The sequence below is a fragment of the Sphingomonas sp. genome, assembly GCF_035910975.1.
In the GTDB taxonomy this organism is placed as follows: Bacteria; Pseudomonadota; Alphaproteobacteria; order Sphingomonadales; family Sphingomonadaceae; genus Sphingomonas.
In genome coordinates this window covers 197,877-214,989 of record NZ_JAMHWM010000007.1, presented here as the reverse complement: position 1 = coordinate 214,989, position 17,113 = coordinate 197,877, and the positions used below count along the sequence as shown (strand labels likewise).

The following is a 17,113-nucleotide window of genomic DNA, read 5'->3' as shown; positions in this document are numbered from 1 at the left end:
GGGAAAATTTCGATCGCATGACTGTCGATCCCCACGGCTCGCCTGTCGGAGGGCGATTGGCGAGGTCTGCCGCCTGGGAAGCGATGACAGCAGGGTAACGACCGCCTTCAATAGAGCGAGACAATCTTGTGATGACCGGTCCGTTCGTTTCGCACGGACGTGTGGTTGAGTCTGCGAGAGCGCGACCGCTAGCCGCCTTGGGTTTGCAGTCCACAAGAACGAATGGCAGGTTTTGGAGCACGCCATTTGTCCCGGAATGGCCGGGATTGAGGCGCTTAGCCGCGGATGGAGCGACGGTCCGATCCACAGGCTTTTAGCGATCTTATAGCTGACATTGAGTTGGTTCAGCATAGAAGCCGAAACGGTGGCTCAACCAAAGGCTGGCGCGGCTCAACTGACGGCCCATTCTGCGGCGATCCGCCCGACATCGGCCAGAACGGCCTGATGTATATCCTCGACCTGGTCGGTATATTCTCCGCTGTCATAGTACGCGGTAATGACGATCGGCGCCCGGTCCGGCGGAAAGGCAATGGCGATGTCGTTGCATTTATTAGTGATACCCGCATCACGCCCAGTGCCGGTTTTGTTGCCGACTTGCCAATTGGTCGGCAAGCCAGCGCGAAGGCGCTTTGGGCCGGTGGCGGTCGCCCGCATCCAACCGATCAAGGATCCGCGTGACTGTTGCGATAGCAGGTTGCCTGTAGTTAATCGCTGCACCGTCTGGGCCATATCGCCAGGTGAAGTTGTGTCGCGCAAATCGCCGGAAAGAACCATCCCGAGGTCCGGCTCGTAGCGATCCAGCCGAGATGTCGGATCCCCCATTTGGCGGAGTTTTCGCGTGACGCCGGCTGGTCCACCTAAGCGCCGAACCAAGAGGTTCGCCGCTGTGCCATCGCTGAAGCGCTGCGCCGCCTGCGCCAGCTCGATGATCGCCATGCCGCCCCGGGATAAGTTTTCACGCGTGACAGGAGCCCAGGGCAGAAGGTCGTCCGCTCCGTATTTCACGACCTCGTTCAATTGGAGCCGGCCGGCATCGGCCTCGCGCAAGCAAGCGCCAACCATGGCAAGCTTGAAGGTTGAGCACATGGCGAAAGACTCGTTGATCCGCGTGCCAGCAGTTTCGCCTGTCGCTGTATCCAGTAGGCACACTCCAAGCCGGGCCTGCCCTGTTTCCAGTGCCTGTAGCGGCGCGATCACATCCATACGGTGTCGCAAATTCTTACGGCTTCGCAACTTGGCGCCGAAGGCCTCGGTGGTAACGAGGCCTGCCGCCGCCAATGTCCCATTAAAAAGATGTCGCCGGTTAATCATCCCGCGCGTCCTGTTCGCAGAATCCAAATTCGTATCGCCATCGGCCCAACGGCCTGAGCGCATTGCCGGTGGTAAGACCGTGGACGAACGCAGTGCAAAGGACGATAGCTCGGCGCAGTCTATACTTTTTGTAAAGGCCGATATGAACCTTCGAAGCTTCTCGTTAAACACGCTTCGCGCTTTCGAGGCTTCCGCGCGATATCTGAATTTCACCCGTGCGGCAGAGGAATTGTGCGTCACGCCGGCAGCGGTTAGCCATCAGGTAAAGGCGCTGGAAGATCATCTCGGTACTGCGCTGTTTTCTCGCACTGCACGAGGGCTGGTGTTGACCGACGAGGGATCGCGGCTGGCGCCGGTGGTAAGCAGCACTTTTGGGCAGGTGGGGCGGGCGCTTGAAGCGCTCAGATCGGGTGCCGCCAAGGACGTGGTTACGGTGGGCGCGGTTGGCACCTTTGCCACGGGCTTCCTGCTCCGACGACTGGCGGAATTCGAGGCAATTAACCCGACCATCGACGTCCGAGTGCAGACGAACAACAACAAGGCAGATCTATGGACCGAAGCGCTCGATTTTGCGATCCGCTTCGGTGACGGTGCTTGGCATGGAACCGAGGCCAGGCGCCTGATGAAGGTCCCGGTCGCGCCGCTCTGCGCCCCTACTGCTGCTGCCACGCTCGCGCGGCCGGCCGATCTCGCGCGTCACAGCCTATTGCGATCCTATCGGGCGGGCGATTGGGCAAGCTGGCTCAAGGCGGCGGCAGTGCCCAATGTAGAGGCTAGTGGGCCGCAATTCGATTCATCGGTCACGATGGTGCAGGCGGCCATAACCGGCGACGGCGTCGCGCTGGCCCCGCCGCGGATGTTCGAGCGTGAGCTAGCGCTGGGCCACCTAGTTCAGCCTTTCAAGATCGAGATCGACATCGGCAGTTACTGGTTAACACATCTCCGGTCGAAACAAGTACGTCCTGCGATGCAGATATTCGCCGAATGGCTTTGCGAAGCCTGTCTGATAGATGCAGATCAGCTCAAGTGTTAACTGGACGGCGCCTTTCAGGGTTCGCTGGAAAGTTTGGTACGACCGATATTGGGGCGCAATCCTGACGTTGCCCGCATGGTCAGAATGTGATCCCAGATGAGATCACATTCTGACCATCGAACTCCCATCACCCGGCCGGTTCGATCTCATGGAGCTGGATCTGCCCGGTGGTGACCGTTCCGCGCTCGACCAGTTGGCGCAGGCGCTGCGTGGCGCGAGCGATGCCGCGCTGCCAGCCGTCTGGGCGGGCAGGCTTGTGGATCAGCTCATCGGGTGCGAGCACGAAGTGGCCGCGGCCGTGCGGCGGCACGATGATGGTCCGCTTGCCGATGAGCGAGAGCTGGCAGTCGGAGTAGCTGTGGACGATGGTGTCGCGCGGCGCGCAGATGTGCAGGCCGGTCATGGTGTAGCCGTCGGCGGTGTCGTCGAACGTCAAGTGGATGAGGTCCGCGCGGCTCTCGTTGGCCACACGGGCCAGCTCGATCTTCTTGAACATGTTGACCGGGCCGCCTGCGATCAGCGCCGCACCGGGCCTGAGCATCTTACGGCCCAGCAGCATGCGGACGACCGCGTGGGTGTGGCGCGTTGCGATATCGATCGGGTCGGACATTGGGACTTCCTTTTTCTCCCCACCATGGGGATCACCCGGACTTGCCCTTCACTCGTCATCCCGGGGCCGCCGGCGCATCAGCCGCACGATCTCGGCGGCGGCGCGGCACAAGCCGGTCGTGCGGTCCTCGGCATCGAGGAACGGCGGCAGCATCTCGAGCCGCAGGCCGGTGTGGGTCAGTTCGATGAACGGACCGCGCGCTGTCGGCACCAGCCACAGGCCGCGATCAGCATGGCGGAAGAACAGCATGTCGCGGACGACCAGCGCATCTCCCTCATAGTGGAGCGCGACATCGACGCTGACCGGATCAAGGATCTCGGGGTGGCGGCCACCGCGGATCAGCAGGATGTCATCGCCCTGGGCGCACGACACCTGTCCGAGCGTGCCGGCGAACGCCGGTGCGGGCTCAGAGGTCGCGGCCACCAGCAGCCGCGTCTCGGCGACCCGCACCGTGCAGGCGGGCATGTGGTCGATGGGTTCGGGCGGGATGACGATGACGGCGCGCATTGCGACGAGCGGCAGGGAGAGCAGGCGCGCGACAGCGTCCGCGCCGGCGGGGTTTTGAGAGGTCATGGGTATCTTTCGAAGCGGAAGGGCTGCTGCCCGCTTTCTTCAGTCGAGCAGCATCGGTGATGAGTCAGGGTGATCGGCGGCCGGGATGGCGGCCGCCGGCGACATGAGGGTCGTTCGATTACGACCCGCGCGTGCGGTGCGCTTCCCACAGAGCCGCGAGTTGCTTCTGTCCGCGCGGGAAGCAGAACAGGTGCTGGTAGCAGCCCAGCCCCAGACTGTTCAGGACCCTGGGGATGACACAAAGGTGTGCGTGGACAGGGTTGGCCGAACCCTTGCGATGGGGGGCGTGCAGCGCGACGATCGTCGCCACCTGTTCGCGCTCGGCGAGCGTCTCGGCGAACGACCGCGCCTCGCTCCACACGCGGTGCAGGCGCACGGCGTCGGGGAAGTACAGCGTCACGTAGCACAGCAGTGCCGGCTTGTCGGGCACCGCCATGCGGTCGACCTCGGCGGCGAGCGCGAACGGGTCGGCGAAGCGGTCGTCGGCGTCCGCCGGCAGCACCACCTCGGCGCGTTCGGCGGTGATTGCCGGGCCGCCGTTCATCGGGGGCACCGGCTGGAGCTTGACGGTCACGAACTCCAGGGCGGTGTTGCTGCGCCCTTCATATTCGCTCTCCAGCACCCCGAACACGAAGTTGTCGGCGATGTGATCGGGGTCGGGGTTGAGGGTCAGCCAGCTATGCGGGTTGGCGGTGATGGCGGAAGCGGTCTTGGGGCTGGTCTTCGGCACGAACTTGTCCTTGGAGGCTTGGTGACCCGCGGACTGCCGTCCGCGGGTAGCGCCTCAAGGATTTTCCTTTTCCCCGAGGCACCGCCTCGGTCTTCCTTCTCATGCACTCAGGGTTGCGCGGCCGCCGTGCCGCGCCTTCTGGGTCAGGCGTCCGGCAGCGGCTCGGCCAGCCGTGCCTCGCAGACTTGGCGCACCAAGGCCTGTAGGATGGTCACCCGCTCGACCAGCCAGGCCAGTTCTTCATCGGTGATCTTGTAATGCGGCGAATAGCGCGCATCGACGTAGGCCCGGCGCAGCAGTTCGAAGCTGCGCTGTGCGAACCGGGTGTCACGCGGCCACGCTTCGATCAGCGACGGGGCGATGCTCTCCGCTTGCGAACGCAGCACGTTCAGCTTGTGCGATTTTGGGCTGTAGAGCGTCAGAACAAGCAGCGTACAGTGATAGAGGCGTTCGGTTGCCTGATGGAGGTCGAACGCAGCTTCCTTCGCGTAGCCACGTTCAACGGCGTTCAGCGCGAGGTCGAGCCTTCGGCCTGCGCTATCGAACCACTGCCTGAAATACCCAGTTGCTTCGGTCAGGGCTGCGTCAGGTGGCAGGCGCTTGGGCTGATCGAACGGATGATCCGGTGCTTCGTAAAGCGCTATGCCGTCCTTGGCGATATCGACGAAGAACGGCCGTCCCCGCCGCAGCTGGGCGTTTACGTCAGTCAGGCTGTGGACGATGAAGTTGACCGGGGTGCGGATGCGACCGCTCACCGTCTGCTCGCGCAGCAGGTGATCGTCAGCGTGACGCCAATATTCGGTGACGTCGGCAAGCTCGTCGTGGTTCACCACCACCAGCAGGTCATAGTCGCTGAAATAGCCACCGACCGGATCGGCGACCCAGTCGCCGCGCGCGTAGGAACCGAACAGGATGATCTTCAGGATCCGACCGGCCTTGCGGTGTGGCGCCTTGCGACCCGCCAGCGCATCGTCGAACTCGTCAAACAGGATGCGCACCACCGCTTCAAGCTCGTGGCGTTTGGCGGCCGGCAAATGATCGAGGTCGGTACGCATCCTTCTTCATCTCTAGCCGACTACCGCGATCCGTCCACCGCGCAACATCGTGATCGGCCAAGGCGATGCCTTGGGGCGGATGCGCCCCATGCATCAACGCCAGATCCCGCCACCTTTTCTGCCAGCGGCCACGTCGCCAGGTTCGACGCCCGGCGTCCCGCGCATATCCGCATCGGGGGCCGATGCCGGTGTCGCTGAGTTTGGCGTCGATCGATCGCCCGGCGTCTTCGATGTCGTGGCACGTTGGCCCGACAGCGATGGCCTAGACAGCCTTTGGGCCTGCGCGAGAATACCCCGCAGCGGCGGCGATGACGCGGTGGCGGCGGTCACGACTGGCGCTGGCACGCGCACTTCGTTCGGGGCGCTTGGCGCCGCAGTTCGAGGTGCCAACCATTGTTCGGTTTTAAGGTCATCCGGCTCCGCAATGCCCGGATCGTCGATGATCGCCCGCAGCTGGCGGTTGAGTTTCTCGCGATGCAAGCGCTCCTGCACCGCGCGGTCTGCGATGAATAGACGGAACAAGCGGTCGATCGCCTTTGGCACGCCGGGGCCGGTCGTCACCTGCGCGTCGTTCAGCACCAGTGCCGTTTCGTCCTGCCCGTTCGCGTCGAGCCATTCGAGCAGACGCCCGCGTGTCACGTCACGATAATCCTCGCCGACCGACACCTGGTGACTGAAGCGCGCGTGATAGACCAAGTCGGGAACGGCGTTTCGGTCATGGCTGTCGGCCGCGTCCCGCGCCGATAGCGCGGCGGCGTGATGCTGGGCGACGATCGCGGCTTCCGCATCCCGGTCGTGCGGCAGCGGCTGTAGGGCGTCGATCCCGGCGAGCCACGCTCGCGCGTCGTTGACGACCGCCCGCTCCTCCCGCCGTTTCGCCGCTGATTGATCATCACCGCGCTGGTGGGCGATCACCGCCTCGGCGCGGGATCGCAGCAAACCGCCGGCAACTTCCATCACCGCTGACTGCGCCTGTCGAAGCAGGACCGCGGCTTCGTGGCGGCGCCATTCACGAATCGCGCGCTCCGCCGCAGCCGTCTTCGCCGCCGCAATCCCGGCCCGCGCCCGAATGTGCAGCTCGCGCCGGGCGGCGGTCAGGTCGAACCGGACCTGCCGCAGCCGGTCCCCGAACAGAATCAGCGCATTGCGGGTGCCGGCCGGCGTGACCACACCGCGCTTTTCCGCGGCAGTGATGCGGTTCCCGAGGTGCTTGAGCGGGGTAAGCCGGATACCGTTCTGCCGGTAGGTGCCGACCACATAATGCGGGTTGTCCTCACGCCCGTCGATCACATCGTTGGCGATCGCGACATAGGCGGCGCGCAGCCCCTTATAGTACGTGCTGGCCACGCTGAGCCCATTGGATCTGCCCGCTTCGCCGCGCGCGATAGCGATCTTGTTCTGGCGATACGGGTAGGTCCACTTGCCGTTGCGCTTGCGCTCGCGATACTCGAAGTCCCAGCAACCCTGCTCGTCGAGCCACCGGCATGGCCGGTCGTAGGCGTCGATGTGCGCGTGGATATTAGTCCGCTCGTTATGCGGGTCGGGCCGATGGATCGCCGCCGCATACATCCAGCCATCGGCAGCGAGGCGATCGCCGAACCGCTGCACGATTTCGTGCTGGGATCGCACATCCAGATTACGCGGCAGTTCGAGCACGAAGCGCGTCTGGATACGGCCCGACCGACCCTGCGCGAATATCGGCAAGGCCTGCGAGCGCTTGCCGAAGATGCGGTCGGCCTCAACCAGCCGGTCGTGCGCCTGTTCGAGATTGACGCGGCAAAGGGTGACATCCTTGGCGTCCAGCTTGTTTCGGCGCGAAGGCGTCAGCAGGTTCGCCTCGGCGATGTCCAGCTTGCGCGACGCCGCCTCGATCCACTCCGGCGCGTCGGGTTCGGCCGCCGCAGCGCGCCACGCCCCGGCGTGCCGGGTCGACACGCTCAGCGTGCCGCCCCGCGCCTGCCGTTCACAGCGCTCCGCCGCCGCGAACAGGCCACGCTGCCGCTCGCGGGTCGTGCCGATGTTCGAGATCACCGCGAGAACATTCTCGGCGCGATGCTCTTCCTCGAAATCGAGGATATCGATCGGCGGGGTCGGATCGCCCGGATCACAGCCGCCGGCCTGGCGGACAATGTAATCATAATGCCTGGCGTAACTCAGCGCTCCGTCGATCACATAGTCATGATGCCCCGCAGCGACCCCGCCGATCGCCGGATAACGGTGGTGGGTCCGCCCGTCCTTTGATCTCGGCACCACCGTGCGGACCACATGCGAGATATCGATATGCGGGACGCGCGCATGATCCGACTGGCGGCGCTCGACTGTAATAGGACTCGCGCGGCCGAAGTTGATCCGACCGCCGGATGACGACGCCCGCCATTCTGGCACAGGAATCGGCGCGCCGCGCTTTATCGCTGGTTCGAGCTCCCGCACCCGCAGGCGGCGCAGGACGGGGCCGAACAGTTCGCGTTCCTCGCGCGCCATTCTCGCCAGCAGCGCGGCGAGTTGATGGGCGAACGCGGGATAGGGTGATGGATTAGGCTTCAACATCTCAACGACGTGATTTCCACATCAAGCCAAAACAACCCCCATCCAGCGATGACGCATGGAGGTGTTCAAGCTCGACCAGCATGACCTCGCCTTCCGGAACGCGCGAGCGTGGAGGACATCAGCCATCGGCAGATCGCACGCAAAAAGGTGGTCTCCACCTTTTTGCGCTGTTGCGCCCCTGGAATCGCAACATCAGGACAGCGATTCACTCTGGGTCGTAGACTGGTTTTCATGCTCATCCGGCGCGGAGGGAGCGAAGGCCGAACCGGATCGTCATTCTGCGTTTGCAGTCGCGCCGCCACTGAAAAGTACTTTGAATATAGCTTGAAAATTCGCGGGTGGGCCGCGAGCATAGCGTCCATCGGATGGGCTTGTGGACGGTCCTGATGTTGTCTGGCCGGGCGGCCGGCGGAGTGCTAGTCGCCGGCCAACCCGCATCGAAGCAGCCTGGCTCCATCGTGCGAAATCGGCGGATTCTTCAACCGAAACGATAGCCCACGCCGGGTTCGTTTCGGAGCCGCGTGGGCGCGGATGGATTGGTCTCGATCTTCAGGCGCAGCGCGCGCACTGCGACCCTGAGATATTCGATATCGTCGATGTGGGCGGGGCCCCAAAGCTCTCGCAGCAATGTCGCATGGGTGACGACACGGCCCGGATGTCGGGCCAGCAGGGCGAGCAGCGCGAATTCCTTTGGGGTCAGGTGCACCTCATTCCCGTCGATCGTCACGCGGTGCGCCTGTTCGTCAATCAAGAGGCCATCGATCGCTGGCGCGTGACCGCCGCCTGGCCGATGCCGGCGCAGCGCGGAGCGAACACGCGCGAGAAGTTCGTCTGTATCGAACGGCTTGGTGACATAGTCATCCGCACCAAGGTCCAGTGCCGCGACCTTTTCCGCGGTGGCGTCGCGGGCGGTGACCACGATCACTGCGGCGCCGCCGGTCACCAGCGGCTGCACGAGCTCCAGGCCGTCGCGATCGGGCAAGCCCAGATCGAGCAGCACCACGGCGGGCATGCGCGCCTTCGCCAAGGAGAGGCCTTCGTTAGCGTTGCCGGCCTCCAGCACCTCATGTCCGTCGCGATCGAGCGCGCGCCGGACGAGCAGCCTGATCGCATCTTCGTCGTCGATCACCAGCACCGCGTTGCTCATCGGGACTGTCCCTCGCGCACGAGCAGTCCCTCGGGAAAGAAGAGTTCGAACCGCGCGCCACCGCGATCCGCCCGGTTGGTTGCGCGGGTATCGACCCCCAACGCCTTGCCGAACCCCCGCACGATCGCGAGGCCAAGGCCGGTGCCGCCCGTTCGGTCGCTGCCGGCGATCCGCGTAAACGTCTCGAACACAGCGTCCTCGCGCCCTGGCGGCAGGCCCGGTCCCTCGTCGAGCACCGCCAGCGTGATGCCGTCCGAACTACGACGCCCCTCCAGACGGACTTCGCCGCCGCCACCATGCTTCACGGCATTGTCGATCAGGTTGATGAGCATGTGGTTGAGCAGCGCCGCATCGGTGCGGACCAGCGGCAGATCGGGAGGCACGTCCAGCACCGTATTGCCTGTCCGTGCCGCCCGAACGTCGTGCACGGCGACGGAGACTGCATCGGTCAGGTCGGTCGCTTCCAGCTTCGGCGTCAGCGCGCCGGCCTCGACGCGCACGATCTCGATCAGGTCGTCGAAGAACCGGGCCAGCCGCTGCGCCTCGGCGCGAACCGGGCCGATCAGCTCGGGCGCCGCGCCCTCTGCCGCCAGTGCGTCGATCCCCGCGGAAACCGCCGTCAGCGGCGTGCGCAGATCGTGCGCCAGCGACGACAGCAAGGTCGAGCGCAGCGCGTCGCGATCGCGCAAGGCGGCGACCTCGCGCATGTCGGCCTCCAGCTTCAGTCGTTCATGGGCTAGCGCGGCCTGATCGACCAGGCTCATGAACAGCACCGCGCGGTGCGGGGGGACCGGGTCGGCCGCATCGGCGCGAGATACCCCGAGCACCGCCAAAGTGCCGAGCGCGGTCTTCAACGGATGGAAGCGCCATTCGGACGCCGTCAGCGTACCGGTGCCACGCCCGGCCGGCTCGCCCCGTTCGGCCGCCCAAGCCACCGCCGCGATGTCGAGCGTAGTGAAGGCGCCATTCGGCGGGACGCTGGCGATCATCTGCGGGTTCGCTGGGTCGGCGGTGAACAGCACCGCCTGAACGTCCAGCAGGGCCGCGACCTCACCACACACACTCTGCGCGGTCTCGCGTTCTTCGGACAGGCCACCCAGCGTCTTGGCGAAGCTGGCGATGGCGGCATTCTCTCGCGCGCTCTTCGCCCCCAGTTCGGCCTGCGCCCGCACCCGCGCGGCCAATTGCGCGATCACCACCGCTACTGCGATCAACGCGAAGAACGTGATGACGTTCTGCGGGGCGTAGATCGTCAACGTGTAGACCGGCGGAATGAAGAAGAAATTATAGGCCAGCCCGGACACGACACCGGCGAACAGCCCCTTGCGCAGCCCGAACAGCGACGCCGCCGCCATCGTCGGCAGCAGGAACAGCATGTCGACGCTGCGATAGCCGATCCATGGCTGCACCAGCAGGCCCAGCGCCGTCACCACTGCGACCGCAAGCAGGCTGAGAGCATAGTCGCGCATCCGCTCAGGCGGGCGATAGCTGGTGCCGCGCGGCGCGGCTGGCGTTGGAGTCAGCGGCAGGACATGGATCGCGACGCCGTCGCTCGCCCGCACGATACGATCGACCACCGAGCCGTGGCGGCGTTCGAACCACCAGCTACGCTGCGACTTGCCGATGACGAGTTGCGTTATGCGATGCTCGGCGAGCTGGTCGAGCAACCCCTCCATCACCTTCGTCGCGGGAATGGTGACGATCGTTGCCCCCAGCGTGGCGGCCAGACCGAGATTTGCGGCGAGACGCTCGCGCTCCGCATCGGTGAAACGCAGGTCGCGCGGTGTCTCGACGTGAAGAGCGATCCAGGGGCTGCGGAACCCGTCGGCAAGGCGCTTGGCGGCGCGCACCAGCGTATCGGCGCCGGGCTGTTCGCTGACCGCCACCATCACCCGCTCGCCCGCAGCATAGTTGCCGGCCATGGCATGGGCGCGGAGGTAATCGAGCATCTGCGTGTCGATCGCCTGAGCGGCGCGGCGCAGCGCCAGCTCCCGCAGCGCCGACAGATTCGATTTCGAGAAGAAGTTTGCGAGTGCGCGGGTCGCCTCATCGGGAACGTAGACCTTTCCCTCACGCAGCCGCTCGATCAGCTCGTCGGGCGGGATGTCGACGACTTCGAGTTCGGCACCATCCAGCACCTTGTCGGGCAATGTCTCGCGCACCCGTAGATTAGTGAACGACGCGACGATGTCGTTGACGCTCTCCAGATGCTGGACGTTCAGCGTGGTGTAGACGTCGATCCCCGCCGCGAGCAGTTCCTCGACATCCTGCCAGCGTTTCGGGTGGCGGCTGCCGGCGGCGTTGGTGTGGGCGAATTCGTCGACCAGCGCGAGCATTGGGCGGCGCGCGAGCAGGCCGTCGAGATCCATCTCGGCGAGCGTGCGGCCTTCATAGACAAGGGCGCGGCGCGGCACGATCTCGAAACCCGCCGTCATCGCCTCGGTCTCAGCGCGACCATGGGTTTCCACTACGCCGACCGCCACATCCACCCCGGCATCGCGCCGCTGCGCCGCCTCGCGCAGCATTTCATAAGTCTTGCCCACCCCCGGCGCGGCGCCGAGGAACACCTTGAGCTTGCCGCGCCCTTCGCCGGTAGCGAGCCGCAGCAGGGCGTCGGGCGAAGGGCGGGCGGATGCAGTCATCGCCCACCCCTTTGCCGTGGATCGACCGGGCCGGGCAAGGCGTCAGCGTTGCCGGTCGAGCGCGAGGTTCAGCTGCAGCACGTTGACGATGCGACCGGCGGTGAACGGGCCACCGGGTCGCTCGGCTTGCTGCTCGACCAGCGCGCGGACAGCGGCGGGGGCCAGGCCACGTGCCGCCGCAACCCGATCGACCTGATAAAGAGCGCCTCCCAGCGAGATGTGCGGATCGAGCCCGGCCCCGGATGCAGCGACGAGATCGGCCGGCAGCGGACGCGCGGCGGTCGCGCCGTAGCGGGCCACCGTCTCGGCGGCGCGTTCGGTCAGGTCGGGTGAGGTGGGAGATTTATTGCTGCCGCCCGCACCCTGCCCGTTGTAGTCGACCGCCGAGGGGCGCGGCCAGAAATAGCGTGGGCTGGTGAAGCTCTGCGCGATCTGGCGGCTGCCAACGACGCGCCCCTGTAAGTCCGTCAGCAACTGGCCGTTGGCGGTGGCCGGCGTCACCGCCTGGGCGATGCCGAGCACGACCAGCGTGTAACCGACCACACAGACCAGCAACGTCGCGGCGAAGATGCGCAGGGAGGAGAGGATGATGGGCATGGCTATATCCTGTCAGGGCAGCATCGCGTGTTCGGCGACGGGGCCGAGCGCGGCGGCGGGGAAGAAGGTGAGCGCGCCGAAGATCACGACGACGATGGCGAGCATCACGCCGAAGGTCGCATCCTCGACACCCAGCGTACCGGCCGACTCCGCCGCGCGACGCTTCGCCATGAACGATCCGACGATCGCCAGCGGCAGGATGATGGGGATGAACCGCATCAGCAGCATCACCAGCCCGGTTGCGATGTTCCACGGCGTCGTATTGTCGCCCAGCCCTTCGAAACCGGAGCCGTTGTTGGCGGCGGCGGAGCTGAATTCGTAGAGGATTTCGCTGAAGCCGTGCGGCCCGGCATTGTTCAGCGTGTCGGCGCCCCACGATGTCGCGGCGAACAGCGCGGTGCCGCCCAGGATGAACAGCGCGTGCGCGGCGAGCGCCATGATCGCCAGCTTCACCTCGCGCCCCTCGACCCGGTGGCCGAGATATTCGGGAGTGCGCCCCACCATCATCCCCGCCACGAACACCGCGACCAGGATGTAGAGGAACATGTTGACCATGCCGACGCCGACGCCGCCATAGGTTTCCGACAGCCACATGCCGATCATCGGCATCAGCCCGGTCAACGGATTGAGGCTGTCGTGCATCGCGCCGACCGATCCGTTGCTGGTCGCAGTCGTCAGCACCGCCCACAGCGGGCCGGTAGTGGCGCCGAAGCGCAGTTCCTTGCCCTCCAGATTGCCGACATCCTGTGCGATCGGCAGGTTGGCGAAGGCTACGGTCGGCGCGCTTTCGAAGGTGACGGCACCCGCGACCTTGACGGTCAGGAAGGCGAGCATGACCAGGAACACGACGCGGGCGTGTTTCGGCCGGCCGACAATGCGGCCGAACATCCAGACGCAGGCCATCGGGATAAGGATGAGCGCGATCATTTCGACCGCGTTGGTCCAGAAGGTCGGGTTCTCGAACGGATGGGTCGAATTGGGGCCGAAGAAGCCGCCGCCGTTGGTGCCGAGCTGCTTGATCGCGACGAACGCCGCAACGGGGCCGCGCGCAATGGTCTGCGCGGCACCTTCCAGCGTGGCGACGCTCACCGATCCGCCCAGCGTCATCGGGACGCCGCCAAACGCCAGCAGCAGCGCGACGACCAGTGCCAGCGGCAGCAGGACCAGGAACGCGGCGCGCTGCAAGTCGGACAGGAAATTGCCCATCGTCGCCCGACCCGCTAGGCCCCGTGCCAGCGCCGTCAGCGCAGCGATACCGGTCGCGGCGGATACGAACTGCATCCACATCAGCGCGCCGAGCTGCGAAAAATAGCTCATCGACGCTTCGCCGGAATAATGTTGCAGGTTTGTGTTGGTGACGAACGAGGCGGCGGTGTTGAAGACCAGGCTGGGGTCCAGCGCCGCCATGGCGTCCGGGTTGAGCGGCAGCACCTGTTGCAGCGACAGGATCGCCACGACCGCGACGAACATCAGCGCGTTAAAGCCGAGCAGCGTCAGCGCATAGGCCTTCCAGCCCTGTTCGGCCGTCGCGGCCGGGCCGGCGATCCGTGCGAACAGGCCGTGCGGGCGCCCCGGTGCGGCCGGGTCCATCGCCCAGCGCATGTACCGGCCGAGCGGGACCGAGAGCAGCGCCGTGGCGCCGACGATCAGCGAGATGAGCAGGATGGCGTCCATCGATGTGGGCCCTTCGGTCAGGCGCGGTCCGCCAGCCGGACGAGACCGGCGAGCAGGGCGAAGGTGAGAAGCCCGAGGGCGAGATAAGCGAAGGTCATGACGATGCTCCCGCTCAGACCAGGCCGAGCGCGTTGACGAGGATGTCGATCAGCTTGATGCCGACGAACGGCGCGATCAGCCCGCCGACGCCGTAAAGGCCGAGATTGCGGACCAGTAGCTGCGCCGCCCCGATCGGCTTGTAGGGCACGCCGCGCAGCGCCAGCGGCACCAGCAGCGGGATGATGATCGCGTTGAAGATGATCGCCGACAGGATCGCGCTTTCCTGGCTGGCCAGCCCCATCAGGTTGAGGACGCCCAGCGCGGGATAGAAGGCGGCGAACAGCGCGGGGATGATCGCGAAATATTTCGCCACGTCGTTGGCGATCGAGAAGGTCGTCAGGCTGCCGCGCGTCATCAGCAGCTGCTTGCCGAGGCCGACGACCTCGATCAGCTTGGTCGGGTCGCTGTCGAGGTCGACCATGTTGCCGGCCTCGCGCGCCGCCTGGGTGCCGGTGTTCATCGCGATGCCGACGTCGGCGTGCGCGAGTGCGGGCGCATCGTTGGTGCCGTCACCGCACATCGCGACCAACCGCCCCTCGGCCTGTTCGGCACGGATCCGGGCCAGCTTGTCCTCGGGCGTCGCCTCGGCGAGGAAATCGTCGAGGCCGGCCTCGGCCGCGATCGCGGCGGCGGTCAGCGGATTGTCGCCGGTGATCATCACCGTGCGGATGCCCATTCGGCGCAGTTCGGCGAACCGCTCGCGGATGCCAGCTTTCAGAATATCCTTCAGGTGGATGACGCCCAGCAACCGGCCGTCCTGCGCCACGGCCAGCGGGGTGCCGCCGGCGCGAGCGATCTCTTCGGCGAAGCGGCGCAGTTCGGTCGCGTCGCTGTCCGGATTCGCGCGCAGGATCGCGTCGATCGCACCCTTTTGGATCAGCCGGTCATCGGTCTTCACGCCGGACAAGCGCGTCTGCGCGCTGAACGCGATGATCTCCGCGTCTTGCGGCAGCGCGTTCAGCTCCAGCGCGAATTTCTCTTCCGCCAGCGTGATGATCGAACGGCCTTCGGGCGTCTCGTCGGCCAGGCTGGCGAGATGCGCCGCCTCCGCCAACGCCATCGGCGCAACGCCGGCCAGCGCGCGGAATTCGACCGCGTGGCGATCACCCACCGTGACCGTGCCGGTCTTGTCGAGCAGCAGCACGTCGATGTCGCCCGCCGCCTCGACCGCGCGGCCCGACTTGGCGAGCACGTTGAAGCGCACCATCCGGTCCATGCCGGCGATGCCGATCGCCGACAGCAAAGCCGCGATGGTCGTGGGAATGAGCGCGATCAGCAGCGCCGCGAGCAGCGCAACCGGCACCCCGCCGCCGGCATAGGCGGCGAATGCGGGGATGGTGCCGACCGCGATCAGGAAGATGATGGTCAGGCCGACGAGCAGCACGCTCAGCGCGATCTCGTTCGGCGTCTTCTGCCGCTCCGCCCCCTCGACCAGCGCGATCATGCGGTCGAGGAACCCCTGACCCGGCTCGACCGTGACCCGCACCCTGATGCTGTCGGAGATGACCCGCGTTCCGGCCGTCACCGCCGAACGGTCGCCGCCGGCCTCGCGGATCACGGACGCGCTCTCGCCGGTAATCGCGGCTTCGTTGACACTCGCGACGCCAGCGATCACCTCGCCGTCGGACGGGATCAGGTCGCCGGTCTCGACCAGCACCACGTCGCCCTTCGCCAGCCGGGATGCGGGGACCAGTTCCCACGCATCGGCGACGCCGATCAGCTTCTTGGCCCGCAGCTCCGCCTTGGTGCCGCGTAGCGACGCGGCCTGCGCCTTGCCGCGCCCTTCGGCCAGCGCCTCGGCGAAATTGCCGAACAAGACGGTCAGCCACATCCAGAAGACGAGTTGCACCTGAAACGCCGCGCTGCCCGGCGCCAGGCCGAACAGCGCCAGCACCGTCAGCAGCACCGCGACTATGGCGGTGGTGAACATCACCGGGTTGCGGACCAGGGTGCGCGGATCGAGCTTCGCGAAGGCGTCGCGCACCGCCGGGCCAATCAGCGCGGGATCGAACATCCCCTTTGCAGCGGCCATGTCAGAACCGTTCCGGCCGTGCCAGCGCGAAGCCGAGATAGAAGAGCAGGCCGGTGGCGACGATCGCGCCGAGCCAGAGTTCGAGCGTCATGCGAAAGTCCCTCGTTTTTAGAAGCTGGCGGTCAGCGAAGCGAGCAGCGTCGATCCCGCGATCGCGCCGCTGCCGTCCTGCCCGCGCGAGAAGAAGGGCTGGAAATAGGCCGATTCGCGTCGCCCGATGTCGGTGCCGACCCACGCGACACCGAGCGTCAGCCCGGATACTGGCGTCACGTCAGCGCCCAGCGACCAATCCCAATACCGCCCGGTCGGTGCGACGCTGGTGGCGTTCGGGCCAAGCCCGCGATTGCCGCGCGAATGGCCGATATGCCCCTTCAGCGTGACGGGCGTACCGCTAAGCGTCAGTGCGCCGTCGCCAGAGAGATACAGATTGTCGCCCTTCGCGCCCGGTCGGGTCAGTGTGCCTGCCGCAGCGGCCGCGCCGGAACCGAACACGCGGCCCAGCGCGCGCTGCTTCGGCGCATAGGCGACTGCGCCGGTCAGCGTTACGGGACCGGTCGTGCCCGACAGCTTCACGAACACCTCGCCGAAATCGGTCGTCTTCGCGCCGCCCGGATACATGAACCACGTCAGCCCGGCGTCGATGGACCCGCCCGCGAACGACCGCTTCACGCCACCGATCAGGTCCAGTTCCATATTGGGTCCGCCGAACGTGCCCCATCCGGCCAGGTTCGAACCCCAGACGCCGGCATATACCCCGCTGTCATGCGCCACCGTGATCCGAGCCTGCACCGCGGCTCCGCCATCGCTCTGCGATACGCCGCGGAAGCGATAGTCGCTGATGAGCGTGGCGGACCCGCTGACGCTCAACGAAGCCGACGGGGCATCCGCGGATTGTCCCAGCGCGGGGGTGGCCATCATCGCCAGCACGATCGCGCCGGCAAAACTCGTCTTCAGCATCGGAATCTCCCCACCGGCCGGACTGGCGGTGGCGGATCGTCAGATGCGATAAGCCTGCGTTAAGGTGCCATGTGGATCATCGGCTGGCGGCATAAGGAGAGCGTAA

At 66.0% G+C, this 17,113-nt stretch carries 14 protein-coding genes; 1 reads left to right on the top strand and 13 read right to left on the bottom strand.

Annotated features, from left to right (window positions below; genetic code table 11):
• Window positions 1-390: 390 nt before the first annotated feature.
• Window positions 391-1,311, bottom strand: coding sequence for a class A beta-lactamase (gene bla, locus VYI76_RS02580; protein ID WP_326523204.1), 921 nt, complete (start codon window positions 1,309-1,311; stop codon window positions 391-393).
• Window positions 1,312-1,390: 79 nt separating this feature from the next.
• Between bla and VYI76_RS02575 the strand changes: the two genes are divergently transcribed.
• The gene (locus VYI76_RS02575; protein WP_326523203.1) at window positions 1,391-2,344 is read left to right on the top strand and encodes a LysR family transcriptional regulator; all 954 of its coding nucleotides are present in this window, start codon (window positions 1,391-1,393) and stop codon (window positions 2,342-2,344) included.
• 127 nt (window positions 2,345-2,471) lie between these two features.
• Here VYI76_RS02575 and VYI76_RS02570 read toward each other — a convergent pair whose 3' ends face one another.
• The 12 genes from VYI76_RS02570 to VYI76_RS02515 all read right to left on the bottom strand — a co-directional run bounded on the left by VYI76_RS02570 (window position 2,472) and on the right by VYI76_RS02515 (window position 17,007).
• Window positions 2,472-2,954 carry a hypothetical protein gene (locus tag VYI76_RS02570; protein WP_326523202.1) on the bottom strand — a complete coding sequence of 161 codons (483 nt, stop codon included), beginning with the start codon at window positions 2,952-2,954 and terminating at the stop codon, window positions 2,472-2,474.
• A 48-nt stretch (window positions 2,955-3,002) separates the two neighbouring features.
• The gene (locus tag VYI76_RS02565) at window positions 3,003-3,527 is read right to left on the bottom strand and encodes a hypothetical protein (protein ID WP_326523201.1); all 525 of its coding nucleotides are present in this window, start codon (window positions 3,525-3,527) and stop codon (window positions 3,003-3,005) included.
• Window positions 3,528-3,645: 118 nt separating this feature from the next.
• Window positions 3,646-4,257: a hypothetical protein gene (locus VYI76_RS02560; RefSeq protein ID WP_326523200.1), complete on the bottom strand. Its 612-nt coding sequence runs from the start codon at window positions 4,255-4,257 to the stop codon at window positions 3,646-3,648.
• A gap of 143 nt (window positions 4,258-4,400) precedes the next feature.
• Complete coding sequence (locus VYI76_RS02555) at window positions 4,401-5,312, bottom strand: HEPN domain-containing protein (RefSeq protein WP_326523199.1); 912 nt, start codon at window positions 5,310-5,312, stop codon at window positions 4,401-4,403.
• 93 nt (window positions 5,313-5,405) lie between these two features.
• A complete protein-coding gene (locus tag VYI76_RS02550; RefSeq protein WP_326523198.1) occupies window positions 5,406-7,484 on the bottom strand; it encodes a MobA/MobL family protein in 2,079 nt (692 codons plus the stop codon).
• Between the two features lie 853 nt (window positions 7,485-8,337).
• Entirely contained in the window at window positions 8,338-9,006 is a 669-nt protein-coding gene (locus tag VYI76_RS02545) for a response regulator transcription factor (RefSeq protein WP_326523197.1), read from the bottom strand.
• Complete coding sequence (locus tag VYI76_RS02540; protein WP_326523196.1) at window positions 9,003-11,648, bottom strand: sensor histidine kinase KdpD; 2,646 nt, start codon at window positions 11,646-11,648, stop codon at window positions 9,003-9,005. Before VYI76_RS02540 ends, VYI76_RS02545 begins: the two co-directional genes overlap by 4 nt.
• Window positions 11,649-11,690: 42 nt before the next feature.
• Window positions 11,691-12,245, bottom strand: a complete 555-nt coding sequence (locus tag VYI76_RS02535; protein ID WP_326523195.1) for a potassium-transporting ATPase subunit C — start codon at window positions 12,243-12,245, stop codon at window positions 11,691-11,693.
• A 12-nt stretch (window positions 12,246-12,257) separates the two neighbouring features.
• On the bottom strand, window positions 12,258-13,919 hold the full coding sequence (gene kdpA / locus VYI76_RS02530) for a potassium-transporting ATPase subunit KdpA (protein ID WP_326523194.1): 1,662 nt from the start codon (window positions 13,917-13,919) through the stop codon (window positions 12,258-12,260).
• Window positions 13,920-14,031: 112 nt separating this feature from the next.
• Entirely contained in the window at window positions 14,032-16,050 is a 2,019-nt protein-coding gene (kdpB, locus tag VYI76_RS02525) for a potassium-transporting ATPase subunit KdpB (protein ID WP_326523193.1), read from the bottom strand.
• A gap of 1 nt (window position 16,051) precedes the next feature.
• Window positions 16,052-16,141, bottom strand: a complete 90-nt coding sequence (kdpF, locus tag VYI76_RS02520; protein WP_294093469.1) for a K(+)-transporting ATPase subunit F — start codon at window positions 16,139-16,141, stop codon at window positions 16,052-16,054.
• Window positions 16,142-16,158: 17 nt separating this feature from the next.
• Complete coding sequence (locus tag VYI76_RS02515; RefSeq protein ID WP_326523192.1) at window positions 16,159-17,007, bottom strand: TorF family putative porin; 849 nt, start codon at window positions 17,005-17,007, stop codon at window positions 16,159-16,161.
• Between the last annotated feature and the right edge of the window lie 106 nt (window positions 17,008-17,113).